Annotated in this window: 15 protein-coding genes; 13 read left to right on the forward strand and 2 right to left on the reverse strand. The window is 61.6% G+C overall.

Features of this window, described 5'->3' with window-relative positions; all coding sequences use genetic code 11:
• Nucleotides 1-18: 18 nt before the first annotated feature.
• From BM036_RS11440 to BM036_RS11455, 4 genes are all read left to right on the forward strand, one after another.
• The gene (locus BM036_RS11440; RefSeq protein WP_091852031.1) at nucleotides 19-513 is read left to right on the forward strand and encodes a Fur family transcriptional regulator; all 495 of its coding nucleotides are present in this window, start codon (nucleotides 19-21) and stop codon (nucleotides 511-513) included.
• A complete protein-coding gene (gene znuC, locus BM036_RS11445; protein WP_091852034.1) occupies nucleotides 510-1307 on the forward strand; it encodes a zinc ABC transporter ATP-binding protein ZnuC in 798 nt (265 codons plus the stop codon). Before BM036_RS11440 ends, znuC begins: the two co-directional genes overlap by 4 nt.
• Nucleotides 1294-2106, forward strand: coding sequence for a zinc ABC transporter permease subunit ZnuB (gene znuB / locus BM036_RS11450; protein WP_091852037.1), 813 nt, complete (start codon nucleotides 1294-1296; stop codon nucleotides 2104-2106). The genes znuC and znuB overlap by 14 nt, the downstream gene beginning before the upstream one ends.
• Nucleotides 2107-2204: 98 nt before the next feature.
• Nucleotides 2205-3674 carry a CHASE domain-containing protein gene (locus BM036_RS11455; protein WP_091852040.1) on the forward strand — a complete coding sequence of 490 codons (1470 nt, stop codon included), beginning with the start codon at nucleotides 2205-2207 and terminating at the stop codon, nucleotides 3672-3674.
• A 14-nt stretch (nucleotides 3675-3688) separates the two neighbouring features.
• Here the strand turns inward: BM036_RS11455 and BM036_RS11460 are convergent, their stop codons facing one another.
• Nucleotides 3689-4771, reverse strand: coding sequence for a patatin-like phospholipase family protein (locus BM036_RS11460; protein ID WP_091852043.1), 1083 nt, complete (start codon nucleotides 4769-4771; stop codon nucleotides 3689-3691).
• Between the two features lie 281 nt (nucleotides 4772-5052).
• On the opposite strand from BM036_RS11460, the gene folE reads away from it, so the two are divergent.
• Complete coding sequence (gene folE / locus BM036_RS11465; protein ID WP_091852046.1) at nucleotides 5053-5622, forward strand: GTP cyclohydrolase I FolE; 570 nt, start codon at nucleotides 5053-5055, stop codon at nucleotides 5620-5622.
• A gap of 4 nt (nucleotides 5623-5626) precedes the next feature.
• The gene (locus BM036_RS11470; RefSeq protein ID WP_091852049.1) at nucleotides 5627-6352 is read left to right on the forward strand and encodes an SDR family NAD(P)-dependent oxidoreductase; all 726 of its coding nucleotides are present in this window, start codon (nucleotides 5627-5629) and stop codon (nucleotides 6350-6352) included.
• On the opposite strand, the gene BM036_RS11475 is transcribed toward BM036_RS11470, so the two are convergent.
• Nucleotides 6239-6799 (reverse strand): 2-amino-4-hydroxy-6-hydroxymethyldihydropteridine diphosphokinase, encoded by a 561-nt coding sequence (locus BM036_RS11475; protein WP_091852052.1) that lies wholly within the window; start codon nucleotides 6797-6799, stop codon nucleotides 6239-6241. The genes BM036_RS11470 and BM036_RS11475 overlap by 114 nt on opposite strands.
• Before the next feature lie 140 nt (nucleotides 6800-6939).
• On the opposite strand from BM036_RS11475, the gene BM036_RS11480 reads away from it, so the two are divergent.
• The 7 genes from BM036_RS11480 to BM036_RS11510 all read left to right on the forward strand — a co-directional run bounded on the left by BM036_RS11480 (nucleotide 6940) and on the right by BM036_RS11510 (nucleotide 16545).
• Nucleotides 6940-7371, forward strand: coding sequence for a CoA-binding protein (locus BM036_RS11480; RefSeq protein ID WP_091852056.1), 432 nt, complete (start codon nucleotides 6940-6942; stop codon nucleotides 7369-7371).
• A gap of 257 nt (nucleotides 7372-7628) precedes the next feature.
• Complete coding sequence (locus tag BM036_RS11485) at nucleotides 7629-9890, forward strand: putative bifunctional diguanylate cyclase/phosphodiesterase (protein WP_342714463.1); 2262 nt, start codon at nucleotides 7629-7631, stop codon at nucleotides 9888-9890.
• An 83-nt stretch (nucleotides 9891-9973) separates the two neighbouring features.
• Entirely contained in the window at nucleotides 9974-10285 is a 312-nt protein-coding gene (locus BM036_RS11490; protein ID WP_091852059.1) for a hypothetical protein, read from the forward strand.
• Nucleotides 10286-10856: 571 nt separating this feature from the next.
• A complete protein-coding gene (locus BM036_RS11495; RefSeq protein WP_091852062.1) occupies nucleotides 10857-11300 on the forward strand; it encodes a MerR family transcriptional regulator in 444 nt (147 codons plus the stop codon).
• Nucleotides 11293-14082 carry a heavy metal translocating P-type ATPase gene (locus BM036_RS11500; RefSeq protein WP_245742591.1) on the forward strand — a complete coding sequence of 930 codons (2790 nt, stop codon included), beginning with the start codon at nucleotides 11293-11295 and terminating at the stop codon, nucleotides 14080-14082. Before BM036_RS11495 ends, BM036_RS11500 begins: the two co-directional genes overlap by 8 nt.
• 120 nt (nucleotides 14083-14202) lie before the next feature.
• Complete coding sequence (locus BM036_RS11505) at nucleotides 14203-14649, forward strand: DUF411 domain-containing protein (RefSeq protein ID WP_091852065.1); 447 nt, start codon at nucleotides 14203-14205, stop codon at nucleotides 14647-14649.
• A gap of 162 nt (nucleotides 14650-14811) precedes the next feature.
• Nucleotides 14812-16545: a sensor domain-containing diguanylate cyclase gene (locus tag BM036_RS11510; protein ID WP_091852068.1), complete on the forward strand. Its 1734-nt coding sequence runs from the start codon at nucleotides 14812-14814 to the stop codon at nucleotides 16543-16545.
• The last annotated feature ends 24 nt before the right edge of the window (nucleotides 16546-16569 follow it).

Genomic DNA, 16569 nt, shown 5'->3' on the forward strand with positions numbered 1-16569 from the left:
TTACCCGGATTAGCCTCTATGCCCCATAACGCGCTGCCCTATCGCCCCCACAATCACGACGCCTGTGTCAGGGATGCCCTGGCCGAGGCGCGCGCCATCTGTCAGGCCCGCAACGCGCGCCTCACCCCTATCCGCCAGCGGGTACTGGAGCTGATCTGGGAATCCCACAAGCCCCTGGGCGCCTATGACCTGCTCGGCATGCTTGCCCAGGAAGGCCATAACGCCGCACCACCAACGGTCTATCGTGCGCTGGACTTCCTCCAGCAATATGGGCTGGTGCACCGGATCGCCTCCCTGAACGCCTTTATCGGCTGCAGTCACGCTCGCGAACACCACACTGGCCTGTTCCTGATTTGCCAGGGCTGCCGGAATGTCCACGAACTGGCATCGGAGGGGGTTGCACGGGCTATCGAAGCTGCCAGCAGCGCCGAAGGCTTCACCCCGGTTGAAACCACCATCGAAGTGGCTGGCCTGTGCCCCCGTTGCCAGCAACAAACGACGACGCCAGTATGACGGACCGCCGCAACCAGCCGCTGGTCAGCCTGGACCAGGCCTCCGTCATGTTCGACGGAAACCCGGTGGTAGACCATGTCAGCCTGACCGTAAACCGTGGCGACATCGTGACCATTATTGGCCCCAACGGTGCCGGCAAGACCACCCTGATCAAGGCGGTTCTGGGCATCCAGCCGCTAACCCACGGGACGATCCGCAAAGCACCATCGATACAGATCGGCTATGTCCCCCAGCACCTTCAGCTGCAGCCAACCCTGCCCCTGAGCGTACGCCGGTTCATGGCCCTGACCGGGGCACCGGAGACTGACACCCGGGCTGCACTGGACAGGACCGGTATCGGGCACCTGTTTCGCAAGTCAGTCCATCACCTGTCCGGCGGTGAGATGCAGCGATTGCTGCTGGCCAGGGCCCTGGTCCGCAAACCCGACCTGCTGGTCCTGGATGAACCCGCCCAGGGGGTCGATATCAACGGCCAGGCAGTGCTGTACGACCTGATACGGGCGGTTCGCGACGAACTTCAATGCGGTGTGATCATGATTTCCCACGACCTGCACCTGGTCATGGCCGCCACCGACCGGGTGATCTGCCTGAACCAGCATGTCTGCTGTAGCGGCTACCCGGCAGATATTTCCCATGATCCTGCCTTTGTAGAAACCTTCGGCCGGCCGGTGGCGGAAAGCCTGGCGGTTTACCATCACCACCACACTCACCGCCACGACCTTCATGGCGATATCATCGAAGGCCAGCCGGAAACTCCCCACTGCGAACACGACCATCACCATGCCCCTTCTTGACCTGATCCTGGACGACTTCTTCTGGCGCGCGTTGCTTGGGGGGCTCGGGGTAGCTTTGCTGGCAGGCCCCCTGGGCTGCTTCGTGGTGTGGCGGCGCATGGCCTACTTTGGCGACACCCTGGCTCACTCTGCACTACTGGGTGTGGCCCTGGGCTTTCTTTTCCACACCAACCTCAACCTGAGTGTCGCCGCCACCTGTGTTGCGCTGGCGTTGGTCCTGGTATTCCTCTCCCGCAGCCGGGCCCTGGCCACGGACACCTTACTGGGCATCCTGGCTCACAGCGCGCTGGCCATCGGCCTGGTAGCGCTCAGTTTCATGCCGGACGTGCGGGTGGACCTGACCGGCTACCTGTTCGGTGACCTGCTGGCCATGACCCGCCAGGACCTGGCGTGGATCTTTGGTGGCGGCGTGGTGGTTCTGGGGCTGTTGTGGTGGCTCTGGCAGGGCTTGCTGATGGCCACCATCCATGAGGAACTGGCCCGCGTTGAAGGCTTCCCTGTTGCCCGACTGCAACTGGTGCTGATGGTGATTTTCTCGCTGGTGATCGCCGTGGCCATGAAAATGGTAGGGGTTCTTCTCATCACCGCCCTGCTGATCATTCCCGCCGCCACAGCCCGGCGCCTGGCCAGCAGCCCGGAGAAAATGGTCCTGATGGCCATTGGCTTCGGCATGGTTGCCGTAGCCAGCGGCCTGGGCCTGTCCTGGAACCTGGATACCCCGGCCGGACCCTCCATTGTGGTTTCAGCGTTCGTGACCTTCCTGCTGGTCTATTCCCTGATTCGGCGCGGCCGCGCCTGACGCCGGGCACATTGCTTAAACCCGACAGGCTGCTAGAGTGAAGATTGATTGCAGGCTCCGGCAATCAAGGCCGGGAGGACAGCAAACAGGAAGCGCTCATGGACCCTCAATCCACGTCAGGAAGGCCCGCCTACCTCTGGTGGTTGCTGCCGGTTCTGGTGCTGGCCGGTGGCCTGCTGCTGACCACGCTGATTGCGCCACGGAGCCAGGCACCGGTACAAGCCCTTACCCAGGACCTGTCACGGGCCCATCATGATCAGCTTAGCCGTGCGCTCGTGGAACGAGCCGCAGACGTCCTCATTGCGGCTCGCTCAATCACCAGTCCCGGCACCGCCGCCAGTACCGATACCGACGCGTTCAAACGCCAGGCGGTGTCCTTGCTTGGCGAGTTTCCCGAAGTTGCCGGGGTGGAATTGCTCACCCTGGTCAGCCACGACCAGCGCGCCATGGTGGAACGGCAACTCAGTGAACAGGCGGGTCAGTTTATCCGTTTCGCCCGCTGGACCGGCACCCGTGACACTGAACCGGCAGAACCGGCTGATCGCTACCTGGTCATCCGCCAGGGTGTTTTCCAGCCGGAAACCGGCCCCGGCGTGTCCGGCCTTGGCCTGGTCGCCACTTCCGTGCCCCATTGGCGGGATGCCCTGCGCCGAGCAAGGCGGGAAAACCGGCCCACTGCCACTACCGTGACCGAACTGCAACGCAACGGCGGTGAACAGCGTGCATTGCGGGTATTTATCCCCTTCCAGGATGAGGGAAAACCGGAGGAAGACCGGCACCTCCTCGCCCTGGTGATACGCCCTGACCACTGGCTGGAACGGCAACTGGATGGGCTTCACGACACCCGCTGGCAGGTGGAGGTACACGACATCTCACAGCACGCCCGCCAGCCCCTGGCTACCCTGCCCTCGGCGACCCCTCCTGCCACTGACACGCCGGCTACACGTTCCACACTGACACTCGCCAACCGCCAGTGGATGCTCAGTACCCGTCCCGCTGATGCGTGGCTCGGCAGCCTTCGTCAGCAGGCCCTCTGGCCTGCGTGGCTTGTCGGTCTGGCCGTCACCCTCCTGGCCGCAAGTCTGACCGCCTGGGCCTGCTGGCAGTTGATGGCACACAAACGACTGCTCTACCGTCGCACCCGCCGTGCCCGCAGACTGGGCCAACAACTGGACAACACCCGGGTGGAAAAAAACATCCTGCACCACTCCCTGCAGGAGAGCGACCGCCGGGCCAGGGACCTGATCGAACTGGGAGGGGGCATCTTTGCTGAGCTGGACGAAGGTCGCCACATCGGATACCTGTCGCCCCAGGCTGCCATCCTGCTGGATATTCCCTCCACCGAACTGATAGGCACTCCACTTGACGCATTGTTTGCCGAAGAGGGAAAACGCGACCTGGCGATGACGTTCGATGCCGCTCGAAGGGACCAGGGGATTGAGCGCCTGGATACTGAAATGGTGACCCAGGACGGTAGGTCGCTTGCTATCACACTGCGGGTCAAGGCCCTTAAAGACCCCCTCAGCGGCTGTGCCGGATTTCGTGTGTCACTGACACCCAGACAATAGGTTACCCGCTGGTCTCACAGGGGCTGCAGCACCTCCTGCACCCGCCCCGAATCCATCAGTTCGAGAAACTCCTCCCCCAGTCGTTCGCTGCGGGCGATGGCGGTACGCCAGGTGCGCTCCCTGCCGGCATCATCACCTGCGTAGCGCTCGAAGTCCTTCCGGTCCGGGAGCTTCTTGTCAGGCAGGGAGTCCAGGTAAGCCCGGGACGGGGCCACCAGCACCACATCCTGCAGCCGACCGGCGTCTCCCCGGCGCCAGGGTAACGTCTTGTCGAACCAGCCGGGCACGACCTTGTCGGTGAAATGGGGATACAGCACCACGCCAGGTTGCTGATAGGGCAGGTCCAGGTGATAGTCCAACAGGCCACCATCACGGTACACGCCTTGCGGCGCGCCAGGAATATTGCGCACACCGGACATTACCAGGGGAATGGAGGCCGAGGCCAGAAGCGCCGGGATGAGGTTCTCACGGGTAAGCGGAACCTGGTGGCTCGGGAAGTCCACCAGCTTGGCCAGGGGCGCCGGCAAGCGCCGGTCATGGATAATGCCGCGCTCAAAGAACCGCCCGAGGTGACGGCGGCTGACCATATTGGCGCTGATAGCCTTCATCAGTCCCAGCCCGAGCCTGCCCCGGGTGTCATCCTCCAGGCCGGCGAGGCTGCGAACCACCACGATGCTGAGCCTGTACCAGGGGTGCTCCAGGATCGCCTGCTCGCGTCCACCAATAAGCTCTTCCAGGAACAGTGTACTTTTACGGGTGACCTCCGCCGGGCTGACGCCCTTCGAGAAGCGCTGACAGGTATAGAGTTCGGCCAGCTTCGCCAGCTGGGCAGCAGGGTCGTCGGATGACGCAACCGCTGCAAAGCGCCAGCTGCCGATGGAGGAGCCGATGAGGGACCGTTCCTGGGGGGCCCGTGCCAACCATACCCCGAAGATGGCCCGATCCAGGCCAGACAGGCCGAGAGCCTTGGGACCACCAGCAGCGCCGGGGATCACGTGAACGTCTTCCGGGCGCAGCCCCTGCTCCCGAACGCGCTCCAGCGCCCGGCGCCCCGCACGGACAATGAGTGCCGGCGGACGGGTATGAATGGCTGGCATGATGGTAACCTCCCTGGTCTGTCGAGCCCGATCCGTCGTTAGCTGACGGGGTGATAAACGCGGAGTCAAACGCCCGTTTACCTGGATGAGCGCGAGTTTATCGAACTCCGGCGGGCTCCGCCATTATTGCGCTCGCCCGGCAATGCCACGTCCCGTTATGCCGCCAATGTGCGACGCGGGCATGGTCCCTTCGGCTACCGCTGTCGTATAGGATACTGTTCACGGCCAACTTGCCTTACAATGGCCGGTTTAGCCATGCCCTACCGCAGACGGAACCTATCATGACCGACGTTCTCGACTCCCTTTCCGCCAACTATCGCGCCATCCTTGAAGGCCTTGGTGAAGACCCTGACCGCGAGGGCCTCCGGGATACCCCAACCCGTGCCGCGAAGGCCATGCAATTCCTGACCCATGGCTATAACCAGAACCTCGATGACCTGGTTAATGGTGCAGTCTTCGAGTCGGCCATGGACGAGATGGTTGTGGTCAAGGACATCGAACTCTACAGCCTGTGCGAACACCATGTGCTGCCATTTATTGGCAAGTGCCACATTGCCTATATTCCCGATGGCAAGGTGCTGGGGCTGTCCAAGTTCGCCCGTATCGTGGACATGTACGCCCGCCGGCTGCAGATCCAGGAAAACCTGACCCGGGAAATTGCGGAAGCCGTGGAGCAGGTCACCCAAGCCGCCGGGGTTGCCGTGGTGATCGAGGCACGCCACATGTGCATGATGATGCGGGGCGTTGAAAAGCAGAACTCGGTGATGAAAACTTCCATGATGCTGGGCGGGTTCCGCAAGAACCAGGCGACCCGTACCGAGTTCCTGCAACTGGTCAGCGGTCGCGACTGACGCCATGGCAAACCCCGTCGCCGTTGTTACTGGTGCTGGCCGCCGCCTGGGGTTCGAGGCCAGCATGGCCTTGCTGGAGCGCGGCTACAGGGTATTTGCCCTGTACCGCAGTAAAACCGATGACCTCCTGCAGCTTGCGGACCGGGGCGCCATCACCCTGAAGGCAGACCTGGCTGATCCCGATAGCCTGGATCGTGCCATAGCCAACATTCTGCAACAGAGCGAAGCGGTTCACCTGCTGGTCAACAACGCCTCGGAATTCACCGCAGACGAAGCGGATCAGCAGGCCCTCGCCCGTCAGGCAAGCCGGCTGTTTCAGGTCAACAGCGTCGCTCCCATGATACTGATGGCCGGGCTGGCCGGCGCCCTACGCCAAGGCTGCAGCGACAACAGCGCTCCCACCCTGGTAATCAATATCACCGACATATTTGTGGAAAAGCCCAACCCGAAATTTGCGGCCTACTGCGCCAGCAAAGCGGCCCTGAGCAACCTGACCCTGAGCTATGCCCGCATGCTGGCGCCGGAAGTAAGGGTTAACGCCATAATGCCAGGACCGGTCCGCTTCCTGCCGGACCATACCGCCGAGGACCAGGCCCGGGTACTGTCAGAAACCCTGCTAGCCCGGGAGGGGGGATTTGACTGTGTGGTCCAGCAAATTCTTGCCCTGCTGGACAATCACTTCATGACCGGTGCCCTGATTCCAGTGGACGGTGGCCGGCGCCTGGCCTAGGGGCTGGCCGTCAAGGAGAAGCGCCACACCCGCTACCGGATCCCCTCGCAGAAGCTGCCTGAAATAGTCTTCGGTAACGTTTTCACCGTCAAATACCGGCACGCTGTGGATTTGCAGGATATCCACATCAATCGGCCGGTCCCGGATGCTACTCAGGGGATCGGCCCGGTCCCGCCCCAGCTCTGTCTCCAGTGCATTAAGCAAGGTTTTGACCTCGGCCCGGGCCAGGTCGGACTCAAACACCGCCAGCGCATTCAGGAAGGGATGGTCGGACGCCATGCCCTGGGGCAACGTACGGATAACCGGCGACAGGGCAACCGCCCCGAACCGTGAAGCCAGCCTCGCCACCGCCCTCGGCAGATTTTGTTCGGGCGCAATATTGCTGCCCAGGCCACAGAGATACCACATACCGGTTACCCGACTGAATGAACCAAGCGAGAGCCGCATTCAGGGCTCCATCACAGCATCATACGGATTTATCGATGCTATGGCCCAGCTTGAGACTGCTTTGGGCGCCGGCTCCTAGGCATTCTGACAGTCAGACGTTAGTATGACGCGCTACACCAGACTATCAGGAGATCGCAGGCATGCCCGTTCAACACCCGGAGGAAATACGCAGGATCCTGAGCGAGGTACGCACCATCGCCCTGGTCGGCGCCAGCGAGAAACCCCAGCGCCCCAGCCACGAAGTCATGGCCTACCTGCAGGGCCGTGGTTACCGCGTGATTCCGGTAAACCCGAAGCTGGCCGGACAGACACTGCTGGGAGAAACGGTCTACCCGGACCTGGCCAGTCTGCCGGTAGCCGTGGACATGGCGGAGCTGTTCCTCGCATCCGAGCGGACCGGTCCGGTGATGGACGCTGCAGTGGCCCAGAACATCCCGGTGATCTGGCTCCAGATCGGAGTAATCAACGAGGAAGCTGCAGCGAAGGCTGAGGCCGCAGGCGCCCGGGTGGTCATGGACCGCTGTCCCAAACAGGAAATCCCCCGGCTGGGAATTCCGCCGGTAGCAGCCTGACGTTTGGTGAACAGTGCCCTGGTTCCCATTAACGAAAAGTATTAAAGATCCGGAAGCCAAGGCCGTTTACACTAGCTGTAACCAGAAATTATTTTGATAATGAACTTCCGGCCCTGCCTGGCCATTGGCCAGCATTACCGGACCATAATAATAACTAAGCCATCGCCCGGGGTGCTCGCGGGTATTCCTGTATCATCTCTGTCCCTCAGAGAGGCCTGGAATCCCCGAGGCTCCCTGACCTCGCGCCGGAGCCGTGTGTGCCGCTGAGACGTCCCATATCTGTCGTTCTGTTACGCCAGCTGATGAAGCCGGTTTTTCCGGCCATCGTGTTACTGACGTTTCTGGTCATGGCGGCGGGGCTTAAAATCGGGTTGGACACCGAGGAGAACACCCAGATCCGCCAGACCCTGGCCCAGGACACCGAGGCCCTGGCGAGCAGGCTTGAACAGGACTTCCTCAACCATGTAATCGCGCTGCGGCGCATGGCCAGCCGGCTGGAAGTACAGCCGGACCTCCCGCAAGCCGTCTGGCGTGAGGATGCCCGTCAATATCTCCAGGATTTCCAAACCTTCCAGGCCATCGAGTGGATCGACCGCAACCTGGTTATTCATTGGGTAGAGCCCATGGCTGGCAACGAAGCGGCGCTGGGTTACAACGCCGGCTTCAACCCCGAGCGCCGCCGGGAGCTGAAACGCGCTCAAAAGGAAGGGAGCCTGAATATTTCCGGAGTCATCCGCCTGACCCAGGGCGGGCCCGGGTTGGTGGTCTATGCTCCAGTGGGGGCCGGAGACGCCAACAACGGCTTCATAGCCGGTGTATTTCGTATGGAACGCCTGGCGGATGCCCTAATCCTGCCCCGCATCCGCGGCAACTTCAGCGTCGAGTTGCTGGAAGACGACCAGATTGCTTTCAGCCTTCCCGCGACCTGGCCGGCACAGACAGAGTTCAGCCACACGACAGCAACCAACCTGCCCTCGGTTGAATGGAAGCTGCAGGTCAAACCAACCGCCGAATGGATCCAGCGCTATCGCAGCCCCTGGCCCTGGGTGACGTTCATCAGCATGTTTACCCTGGGAGTGCTGGGGTCCCTGACCATCCTGCTGGTCCAGCAGATTTTCAAACGTAACCAGGCACTGCTGCGTACCCGGCAGGAACTGGAAGAAGAAATCGACCAGCGTGTCGCCATCCAGCAGGACCTGGCCCGGCTGGAGTCCACGGATACCCTCACCGGCCTGGCGAACCGTCGCTTCTTCATGGAAGACCTGCAGCACACCCTGAGCCAGGCTGACCGCCAGCTGCGACAGGTGGCCCTGGTCATGATGGACCTGGACCGGTTCCAGATGCTCAACGACTCCCTGGGCCACCACTTTGGCGACGAGCTGCTGGCCCAGGTCTCCGCACGCCTGGACGCCCTGAGCAATGAGCGCGTCATGGTCGGTTACTCCGGCGGGGACGAGTTCATGGTGTGCCAGCAGCATGTGGACGATATCGACGACGTGATTCACCTGCTTGGCCTGCTCAAGGGATGCTTTTCCGAGCCCTTCGAGGTGCATGGCCAGAGCCATCACGTCACCGCCACCATGGGGGTTGCTGTCTACCCACAGAGCGGCCTGGATGCGGACACCCTGCTGCGTAACGCCGACATTGCCCTGTACCGAGCCAAGGAGCAGGGCCGTAACACCTACCAGTTCTACACCGAGGGCATGCAGGAGCGGGAAGTACGGCGCCTGGAGCTGGACAAGGACCTGAGCGAAGCCCTGGCGCGGAACGAATTCGAACTCTACTACCAGCCCCAGCTGGACCTGGCTACTTCAGAAGCGATCAGCGTGGAAGCCCTGATCCGCTGGAACCATCCAAAGCGGGGCCTGGTTCCGCCCATCGACTTCATACCACTGGCGGAGGAAAGCGGTCGCATTACCGAGATAGGCCGCTGGGTCATCCGGGCGGCCTGCCAGCAACTGCGAAAATGGCAGGGAACCTCACTTGCGAAGCTGGGTATTGCGATCAATCTGTCCGGTCGCGAACTGGCAGAGGCCGACCTGCCGGATTTCCTGGCCGCCTGTTTCCGGGAATACGGTGTCGAACCGGGCCGACTGGAAATCGAGCTGACGGAAGAGTCTTTCATCGCCAATATCGAGCACAACCACAAGCAGCTGCGACGTATCAGCAAGCTGGGCGTGAAGCTCGCCATCGATGATTTCGGAGTTGGCTATTCGTCCCTGGGTTATCTCCGCGACTTTACGGTGGACCAGCTGAAGATTGATCGTTCCTTCATCACCGATGTCACCCGGCGCCACGATGACGCGGTGATTACCCGCGCCGTGATCAACCTGGCCCACAACCTGGGTATACGGGTAGTGGCTGAAGGCGTCGAAACCGAGGACCAGCTCCGCTTCCTGAGACAGAACCATTGCGACCTGGCCCAGGGCTATCTGATGAGCCGTCCGGTACCGGCCAGGGAGCTGCCCCGACTGATCGAAAGCGGGGTGTTACCCGTATCCCTCCAGGAACCCCACTGAATCCGGCACCAAGAGAGTCTCTCGGGAGCCGATCGTGTTAGGATTCAGGCTGAATCTCCCGCATTTCTGGCAAACAGGATCCCATGGCAAGCTATCTGACGCCCGAACAGAACCAGCGCCTGCGGCGTTGGGAAGCCGCTAACAAGGGCTATTTCATTTTCGCCTTCGCGGCGCTGATTATCCTGCTGGTGTTCAGCAGTCAGCTTGGGCTATCCAGCGGTGATAGCTGGGGCCCTCTGGGCGCGTTGATTGCCCTTCTGGTTATTCCCATCATCGTCCTGCAGTTGCAGCTGAAGTGCCCGGCCTGTGGGCAGCCCATCGGCTGGCAGGCCAAGTTGATGGCGCCGGATCAGTGTCGGCACTGTGGGGTGTTTCTCCGGTCTCGTTCTGACTGATGGTTGTTTTCACCAAGCCTGCTGAGTTTTGGCGCCTGGCTCTGGGGCGCCCCGGGGATTTTTCCACCGCAATTCACGGTCCATCCGTGGACCGGCCTTGCTCCGCGCCATCCATGGCGCTGTTCCAAAATCCCCGGGCCACCCCAGATCCGTCAGACTAATGAGCAATCCTCCAACAGCACTACAACACAATCGGATTGATCAACCTTCTCCGTAACTTGCCTCCTGAAATGCCCTTTAATGCCTCTGTGAATGGCGGCTGAACAATAACCATCCCGGCTTACAGGCCCCGCAAAAAATCGGCGTTAACTGCATCTGCTCATAGGTCTGGGGGTGGGTGGGGGTATTACGCAGCAGCGCCATGGATGGCGCGGAGCAAGGCCGGTCCACGGACGGACCGTGAATTGCGGCGGAGTAATACCCCCACCCACCCCCGGACCCGCCCGCGAAAAAGAGTCCCGTACACCCCAGCCGGAATCAAAAACCAACAACAACGCACAAAGCCTTGACCTATGAGCAACTCACAGGTTCTAGTCTAGGCTCGTATGAAGCACAGATGGGACTAACCCCAATGAAAGTAAGCGAACTGGCAAAGGCGGCAAAGGTAAAACCGGACACGGTCCGGTTCTACACTCGGGAGGGCCTGTTAAACCCGACCCGCAACCCGGACAACAACTACCAGCAGTATGACGCCGAAGACCTGCGACGATTGCGGTTTGCCCGCAAGGCGCGGCAGCTGGGGTTCTCGCTGCCGGAGATTCGCTCCATCCTGGAGCAGGCGGATGACCACCACTCACCCTGCCCCATGGTCCGCGAAGTGTTCGAGGACCGACTCGCCCAGGTGGAGAAAGAGATCGAACAGCTGCAGCAGTTGCGGGAACGCATGCAGAGCGCCCTCACTGCCTGGCAGGCAATGCCGGACGGCACACCCGACGGCCACACCATCTGCCGGCTGATCGAACACTGGGACAACGACACCCCATCCAGGCCCGAGGAGGACCGCCACCATGGCTGAAGCTGAAATGGAAACCCTGGTACCGGCCCTGTCAATTACTGGCGCCAGCTGTCAGGGTTGCGCCAAAAAGATCCGGGCGGCCCTGGAGCCCCTTACCGGCAGCACTGACCGCGTTGAAGTGGACCTGGAGAACCAGACCGTGGCACTGCCAGCTGATACCGACCTGGCCGATGCGGCCCAGCGGGTCACCGATGCCGGCTACCCGGCTGAACCCCTGTGGCAGCCGGCACTCTCGGTTTCCGGTGCTACCTGCCAGGGTTGTGCCCGCAAGATTCGCAACGCCCTGGAACCACTAACCGGCGCGCCGGAGCGCACCCATGTGGATCTGGAAAAGCAGACCATTCTGCTGATGCCCGGTATTGACCGGAACGACGCGGCTGAACGAGTAACGGAAGCCGGGTACCCGGCACGGCCCCTGAACGACGAAGAGCCCGTCGAACCGGAGCAGCCAGAGCAGCCAGAGCAGGAAACAAACAGGACCCACAAAACACCTGAGCACGACGAAACTCCGGAAGCGGATTTACCGGCGCCAGCCAGCAACGATGACCAGGTGCAACTCTCGGTGACCGGTGCCACCTGCGCCTCCTGCGTGGCCACCATCGAAAAGGCCCTGATGTCCGTCAAGGGCGTGACCGGCGCCCATATGAACCTGGCCGACAACACCGCCACCGCCACCGGCGACGCCGACCCCGATGCCCTGGTGCAGGCCGTGGAAAGTTCCGGCTATGGCGCCAGCGTGATTGAAGACCCCGACGCCGCCGATGAACAGAAGCAGGCCCAGGACCGCAATCAGTATCGGGACATGATGGTCAAGATGGCCGTCAGCCTTGGCCTGGGTATCGGGCTTATGGCCTATGGCATGGGCTTCGGTTCCATGATGATCAGCGATGCCAACCAGCTGACCTGGATCAACCTGGGCATACTGACCTTCGCCGTCATGGTCGTCACCGGCGGGCATTTCTACGTGGGTGCGGCCAAGGCCTTCCGCCACCACAACGCCAACATGGACACACTGATTGCCCTGGGTACCGGCACCGCCTGGCTCTACTCCATGGTGGTCTCATTATTCCCGGACGTGTTCCCGGATATGGCCCGCCACGTCTACTTCGAGGCGTCGGCCATGATTATCGGCCTGATCAACCTGGGCCAGGCCCTGGAGTTGCGGGCCAAGGGCAAGACATCAGAAGCGGTGCGGCGCTTGCTGGACCTGCGGGCCAAGACCGCCCGAGTGATCCGGGATGGTGAGGAGCAGGACATTCCTGTCGAACAGGTGCGCAAGGGCGACCAGATCCGCGTGCGGCCCGGTGAGAAGCTGCCGGTGGATGGCATTATCGTTGACGGTAGCACCCGCATCGACGAGAGCATGCTGACCGGCGAACCCATGCCGGTCAACAAGGCCAGCGGTGACGAGGTTTCCGCCGGCACCCTGAATACCCATGGTTCCATCGTCTACGAAGCGACCCGTGTGGGCAGCGAAACAGCCCTTGCCCAGATCATCCGGCTGGTGAAAAAGGCCCAGGGTTCCAAGCCGGCCATCGGCCGGCTGGCTGACAGGATCTCTGCCGTATTCGTGCCCAGTGTCATGCTGATCGCCGTGGTCACCGCCCTCGCCTGGTTCAACTTCGGCCCTGACCCGCGGGTGGTCCATATGATGGTGGCGGCCACCACCGTGCTGATCATCGCCTGCCCCTGTGCGCTGGGACTGGCCACCCCAATGTCGGTCATTGTCGGTGTTGGCAAGGCGGCAGAGTATGGTGCCCTGATTCGTCAGGGGGATGCCCTGCAAACTGCCGGCAAGCTGGACCTGGTAATCCTGGACAAGACCGGCACCATTACCGAAGGTCACCCGGCGGTTACCCATGTCCACGCCGCGGAAGGTGACCAAGCCGAACTGCTGGCGCTGGCCGCAGGCCTGGAGCAGCACTCCGAGCACCCCCTGGCAGAGGCCATTCTCGAAAGGGCAAAGTCCGATGGGGCAGCCAAACGTTCCGTCACTGGCTTCGAAGCCCTGAACGGCAAGGGCGTACAGGGCGAGCTGGACGGCGAGCCCCTGCGGTTGGGCAACCGGCGCTGGCTGGAAGGCGTAGGCATCGACTTGTCTGACCTGGACAGTGCCGCCCGCACCATTACCGATGAGGCCGGCACGCCGCTGTTCCTGTCCCGGGGTAACCGGGCGCTGGGCGTAATCGGGGTGGCCGACGCGATAAAGCAAGACTCCGAAGCGGCTATCCGGCGCCTGCACGATGCGGGGATCCGGGTCATGATGGTGACCGGTGACGTGCAAGCCACCGCCGAAGCCATCGCCCGCAAGGCCGGGATTGACGATATTCGCGCCGAAGTTCTGCCCGAAGACAAGGCAGCTATTGTGGAAGAAATGCGCCGCAAGGGCCACACGGTGGCCATGGTGGGAGACGGTATCAACGACGCACCGGCACTGGCGGCGGCAGACGTCGGCTTTGCCATCGGTACCGGTACTGACGTCGCCATCGAAAGTGCCGCCATCACCCTGATGCGAGGATCGCTCCACGGGGTGGCGGACGCCATACAGATCTCCCGCGCCACCGTCCGCAACATTCACCAGAACCTGTTCGGTGCCTTTATCTACAACACCCTGGGCATTCCCATTGCCGCCGGGGTGCTGTATCCAGTCTGGGGTGTGCTGATGAGCCCGATCCTGGCAGGCGCCGCCATGTCACTGTCATCCGTCACCGTGGTCACCAACGCCAACCGGTTACGACTTTTCAAACCCCGTCACGAATCCGAAACGCAGGAGGGGAACTGATGACAACAGTGCTAGTCAACCTTGCAGGACTGGTATTAATGGGCGCCATCGTCTGGTGGTTCTGGCTCTCGGAATCCGGCGATGCCGGCACCCAACACGATCATCATTGAGGACCACACCATGAAGAAACTGACCATTGCCCTGGGCCTGGCGGCCGTCCTGACCACCGGCCAGGGCGCCTGGGCCGAGGACGACCTGAACATCAAGGTCTACAAATCACCCACCTGTGGCTGCTGTGGCGACTGGGTAGATCATCTTGAAGAAAATGGCTTCGAAGTGGACGTCACAGACACCAACAACATGAACCAGGTAAAAATGGACGCTGGCCTGACGCCACAGCTGGCCAGTTGCCACACCGCTTTCATCGATGACTATGTCATCGAAGGCCATGTGCCGGCAGCCGATATCCGCCGGCTTGTGGAAGACAAGCCCATGGCCCATGGTCTCAGCGTGCCCGGCATGCCCGCAGGCTCACCGGGTATGGAAATGGGTGACCGCAAGGACAACTACCAGGTGCTGTTGTTCAACAAGGCCGGCCAGACCCGGGTGTTTGCCGACTACCACTGACGGTGAGCCTCATCCATCCGCATGGAACCGGTGGTACCGGTAAGGCTGATCTCTGGAATATGGCAGAAAATCCTGTCGTTCGAATCGGCAGGTTTTCTACGCATAGAGCGCAGCCTGGTCTATCATGGACTCACCTGACCCCAAGCCGGAAGGATTACCGCCTTGAGCCTGAAAACCCGCATCCTTGGCCTGACGGCACTGCTGATCATGGCAGCCTCAGCTGCCTCATGGCTGGCCTATCGCGCCCTCTCGGAAGATATTATTGAACGCTGGGGTCAGCAGGTTGCCGAGATCCAGGTTCGTTACGACAGTGCACGGTTGCTGCAATCCCTTGAACGGGAGATCGGCCTGGCCCGCCAGATGGCTGACTCTGCGACCCTGATCCAGTGGGCCCGGAACCCGGATGACCCTGCCCTGGAGGCCGCGGCAATCCAGCAGATGGAGAGCTTCCGGGCCAACTTCCGCGACAACAGCTATTTCGTCGCCCTCCGGGAATCCGGTCGCTATTACTTCAACAACCAGGCCAACGACTACGCTGATAACCAGTTCCGTTACGTGCTCAATCCCGATGACCCGGACGATGCCTGGTTTTACCAGCTGATTGAGGAGGGCCGCGACTTCCACCTGAATGTGAACCCGGATACCGAGTTGGGCGTTACCAAGCTCTGGATCGATGTGCTGATGCGTGGCCCGGAAGGTGAGATTCTGGGCATGGTGGGTACCGGAATGGACCTGGATAAGTTCCTGCAGGATATCGTGGACATTGGACAGGACGGCATCACTACCCTGTTTGTCGACTACAATGGTGCCATCCAGCTGTACCGGGACCGCAACTACATCGACTTTGCCAGCATCATCAAGCCCGAGGGCCAGAAGAATACGGTCGACCTGCTGTTCGAGTCACCGGACGACCAGAAGAAAGTATTGGGCATGCTGCAGATGCTCAAGAACGAAGGTGGCCGCGAAGGGGCCGTCGCCAGCAGCTTTGTTGAGGTGGATGGTCGCAAGCACCTGGCAGGGGTCGCCTACCTGCCCGCCATTGGCTGGTTCGAGATTACCCTGCTGGACCTGCAAACCCTGCTGCCGGTGAGTTACCTTTGGCCACTGGTGGGGGTTTTCCTGGCCACCCTGATGGTCAGCCTGTTGCTGTTCCACTGGTTGATCAGCCGCCGGGTGCTGAGCCCGGTACTTGCGCTGGAAGGGGCGGTGTACCAGGTAAAGCAGGGCAATTTCCAGCTGCCGCCCCTGCCCAAGCCGGATAACGAGATTGGCAGGCTCAGCACCCATTTCGAGGCCATGACCGCCAGTCTGAAAACCATTAACGACGATCTCAAGGGACAGGTAGACGAGCGCACCCGGGACCTGCACCGGCTTGCCCGCATGGATCCCCTGACGGAACTCGGCAACCGGCGGGCCCTGGACGAACTGTTCAGCGCCGAGATTGAACGAAGCCACCGCCAGGGCACCGGCTTCGGTGTGCTATGGCTCGACATTGATCACTTCAAGGGCATCAACGACGAACAGGGGCATCAGAGTGGCGATGCCATCCTGTGCGATGTCGCCCATTGGCTGCGGGCGAGCCTGCGCCCCTATGACCAGGCTGGCCGCTGGGGTGGTGATGAGTTCGTGGTGATCCTTGCGCCCTGCGACGCCCATACCCTCAGTCATATCGGCCAGCGTATACGCACCCATATTGAAAGCCAGAGCCGGGCCATGGGCATGCCGGTGACCGTAAGCATTGGCGGCCACCTCGCCCAGCCGGGGGAACCGCTGGATGAAATTCTGAGGCAAGCCGACCAGGCCCTCTATCGGGCCAAGCAGGCAGGCCGGAACCAGCTGGTCACCAGCGATGCACTGCCCGAAACGGCTACTCAGCACGAACCGAGCGAAACCTGAGGCCACCGAAATTCGCGGGTTACC

It is taken from the genome of Marinobacter segnicrescens (genome assembly GCF_900111555.1).
Classification (GTDB): domain Bacteria; phylum Pseudomonadota; class Gammaproteobacteria; order Pseudomonadales; family Oleiphilaceae; genus Marinobacter; species Marinobacter segnicrescens.